Below are 3,599 nucleotides of genomic sequence, written 5' to 3' on the forward strand. Positions count from 1 at the left end.
ATTGTGTAGACAGAATAAATGCCGTCTTTATAATAACTCGTAAGAATAATAGTTCGAGGTAATAAAAAGATTTTGAAATATAAATTCTGATAAATAAACCTGAACTTCTTTTTATCAATCTTGTCTATTCATCTGCCTGCAGCCGGAAAGTCGATTAAATGAAAGACACCGGAGACCTGAAAACCTGTAAATTTGTCTCAGGAAAAGGAAACGTAAGGGGAAAAGGGGTAGAAAAAGAGATCAATATAAAATAGACCCATTAATATAATCCAACAAAAATAAATGCAGTTGGAAAAGATGTAGTTATTAAAAAATAAAAACGGCTTGAAAAGAAAAAAAATATAAAAAAGATATAAAAGATTGATAAAAAGTAGAAAATGAATTAAATAAATTAAAGAAAATTAAAAATTCTCGGTAATATAATCCGCCATGGACTCGAAAACCCGCAGACCATCGTCCGAGCCGAGGATCGATTCGGAAGCTCTTTCCGGATGGGGCATGAGGCCGAAGATATTTCTTGAAGTGTTTATTATTCCTGCAATATTTTCGAGAGAGCCGTTAGGGTTAGCTGCATCCGTTACTTTTCCATTTTCATCCACATACCGGAAGATAACCTGGTCGTTTTCGTCAAGTTCTGCCAGGGTTTTCTCTTCGGCATAGAACTTCCCTTCCATATGGGCTATAGGCATCCTGATAAGCTCACCTTTTCTGAACTTCGAGGTAAAAGGCGTATCAGTTGTCTCTACCCTGAGGTTAGTCCACTGGCATTTGAATTTCGGGTACTCGTTGGTTGTCAGGGCCCCTTCAAGGACCCGGGCTTCGGTAAGGACCTGGAAGCCGTTGCAAATCCCGAGGATAGGCTTTCCTTCGGCTGCAAGTTTTTTCACTGAATCCATGATTGGAGTGCGGGCTGCAATTGCCCCTGCTCTAAGATAGTCTCCGTAGGAAAAGCCGCCAGGGACAACAACTCCGTCAAAACCCGTCAGATCTTCCTGTTTGTACCAGACAGTCTCTGCGTCCACACCCACGACATCTTTAAGGACGTGGAGAACGTCCAGGTCGCAGTTTGTGCCCCCGAACTGAATAATGGCAATTTTCATATTTTTCCCTCAGTCTTCGCATTTTCAAAAGCCTTTAGCTTTTTTAACGTTTGAATCGCTTATCCGCCGGATAGCTCAATTAAGTTCCTTGAGCTCGATTGTGTAGTTATGGACGATTGGGTTAGCGATAAGTTTCTGGCACATCTCGTCAACTTTCTGCTCTGCAACCTCTTCAGATTCGGCTTCAAGTACGATTTCATACAGCTTTGCGGTCTTTACGCTGCTGACCTGATAGCCAAGGTGTCCGAGAGCCCTTTTTGCGGTAGTGCCTTCAGGGTCAAGCATACCTGCTTTCTGTTCTATTCTAACTGTTGCCTGGTACTGCATCTTTATATGCCTCAATTTTAAATTTTCAAATTAACCGGATATCCCCGCTTTTCGGTTTCCCGAATACGAGATTAAATAAGATCTAAAGGTAAATAATAATCAGTCAGCACCATAATAATTATAAGATGCTTAAAAACGTTGCGTATATTGGAGAGCACGGATAAAAAGTTTCCTTAAAACAGCTATCTCTGTCTCCAAAACTAGCTGCACGTTGTGTCTCTGTTATCTCTATTATGCTATCTGAACCCGTGATTTATAAAACCTTACTATTATAAGAAAATATATAGATCTGGAAAGTTTAAAAAGATATATCTGGAAAGTTTAAAAAGATATAAAATGTAATCATTACAGGCCCGCAAACAACCTTTATCTAACTCGCTGCTGCCGCATCTACTACACGAACTTGATGCGGATAGGGGAGAGAAAAAAAAGCGATGAACCCCTTTACTGCCCTGAAGAGAGACCCTGTATACGCCATAGAAGGACTGCGAGAAGAAGCCCCGGATAATGTTGGGACAAAGGTCAGGACCTGAAAGTTGAAAAAGCGGACTTTTCTTTTTTAAATTAACTATTTTTACCCTTCCGAACTTTGGATACTTTCTCTTAATTGGCAAAATAATAAATAGAGATATGGTGCGTGTATACACCTACCAGAAAGAAAAAAGGAGTAAAAATGTGCGGAATAGCAGGAGTTTCCGGAGTTCTTGACACGAATATAGAAATAATACAAATGCTTGCAGCCCTGGGGCACAGGGGGCCTGATGCTTGCGGAACCTATCAGACCGGAGGACTGAGTATAGGAAACACCTTGCTTAAAATCACTGGCGATATGCCCCAGCCGCTTGTAGGAAAAGGGGCGCTCGTACTCAATGGAGAAGTATTCAATTTCGGGGAACTTGCGGCTGAATCAGGGATAATAACCGATTCTGATACTGAGGTGCTTTTTTCCCTGATAGAAACCTTAATTAGGGAAGGAGATACGCCGATAAATGCGGTTTTTTCCGTGCTTTCCAGAGTAAACGGAGATTACGCCCTGGCATATGCCCGGGATAGCGAGCTTGTACTGGCAAGAGACCCTGTGGGAGTCAAGCCTCTTTTTTATTCAATAAAAAAGGGCATAGAAAAGCCGGAAATTGCCTTTGCCTCCGAAAAAAAAGCTTTCGTTGCTTTTGGAAGAAAAATAAAACCTTTCCCTCCTGGCAGCATCATGAGTTTCAATATCCGGAGTGGAAGGCTTGAAGAAAAATTCCTTAGAATAAAGCCGCCGCAAGAAAGGATCTCAGAAGAAAGTGAAGCTGTTTCCCTCTTGAAGGCAGCCCTTGAAAAGGCTGTGGAAATACGACTTACGCAGGCTTCAGGAATTGCGTTTTCCGGGGGCATTGACAGCACCTTTTTAGCAGCCCTTGCAAAAAAAGTTAATCCGGATATTCCCCTTTATGCAGTCGGGCTTCCGGATTCCCATGATATTACTCAGGCTGGGAGTGCGGCTAAAGCTACTGGCATGACGGATTCTCTCAGATTGCACCTCCTTTCTCCTAAAGAAATCGAGGCAGCAGTTCCTCACGTAATCTATGCGACCGAATCAACGGACCCTATGAAAATTGCAATAGGGCTTCCTCTCTACATTGTTGCAAAAACTGCAAGGGAAGATGGAAAAAGGGTCCTTCTTACAGGGCAGGGCGCAGACGAACTCTTTGGTGGTTACAGCAGGCACGAGGGTTTTCTTGAGCAGGGGCCTGAAGTGCTTGACAGAGAGATATATTCAGACATTCAAAATATTTCAACAATTAACCTTGAAAGGGATGATATGGTTACTATGGCTAATTCGGTGGAACTCAGGGTGCCTTTTCTGGATAAAGAAGTAATAAGAACAGGGCTTTCAATCAGCCCTGAACTTAAAGTCTTTAAAAAAAGCGGCTCCTATACAAGAAAGTATATTCTGAGAAAGGCAGCAGAAGAAGTGCTTCCGTCGGAACTTCTCTGGAAGGAAAAGAAAGCAATGCAATATGGGACAGGAGTCCAAAAGGTGCTTGATAAGCTTGCCCGAGAAGCAGGGTTTTCAAAAAGAGAAGGAAACCATATCGAAAAGTACCTCAAACAGGTTGCTGCAGAACAGGGATTTGACTTCATATTAACTGATAAAATTAACTGATAAAATTAACTGATAAAATT

Annotated in this window: 3 protein-coding genes; 1 reads left to right on the forward strand and 2 read right to left on the reverse strand. The window is 41.9% G+C overall.

Going from position 1 to position 3,599, the window contains the following annotated elements:
- Window positions 1–401: 401 nt before the first annotated feature.
- Both purQ and purS read right to left on the reverse strand, forming a co-directional pair.
- On the reverse strand, window positions 402–1,100 hold the full coding sequence (gene purQ, locus RG963_RS16155; protein ID WP_310577306.1) for a phosphoribosylformylglycinamidine synthase I: 699 nt from the start codon (window positions 1,098–1,100) through the stop codon (window positions 402–404).
- Between the two features lie 75 nt (window positions 1,101–1,175).
- Complete coding sequence (gene purS, locus RG963_RS16160) at window positions 1,176–1,427, reverse strand: phosphoribosylformylglycinamidine synthase subunit PurS (RefSeq protein WP_310577307.1); 252 nt, start codon at window positions 1,425–1,427, stop codon at window positions 1,176–1,178.
- Window positions 1,428–2,100: 673 nt separating this feature from the next.
- Between purS and RG963_RS16165 the strand changes: the two genes are divergently transcribed.
- The gene (locus tag RG963_RS16165) at window positions 2,101–3,579 is read left to right on the forward strand and encodes an asparagine synthetase B family protein (RefSeq protein ID WP_310577308.1); all 1,479 of its coding nucleotides are present in this window, start codon (window positions 2,101–2,103) and stop codon (window positions 3,577–3,579) included.
- The last annotated feature ends 20 nt before the right edge of the window (window positions 3,580–3,599 follow it).

It is taken from the genome of Methanosarcina baikalica, assembly GCF_031461075.1.
Classification (GTDB): domain Archaea; phylum Halobacteriota; class Methanosarcinia; order Methanosarcinales; family Methanosarcinaceae; genus Methanosarcina; species Methanosarcina baikalica.

Coding starts and splice junctions, on each gene's coding strand:
- purQ (WP_310577306.1), bottom strand. CDS start 1,100: ATGAAAATTGCCATTATTCAGTTCGGGGGCACAAACTGCGACCTGGAC.
- purS (WP_310577307.1), bottom strand. CDS start 1,427: ATGCAGTACCAGGCAACAGTTAGAATAGAACAGAAAGCAGGTATGCTT.
- RG963_RS16165 (WP_310577308.1), top strand. CDS start 2,101: ATGTGCGGAATAGCAGGAGTTTCCGGAGTTCTTGACACGAATATAGAA.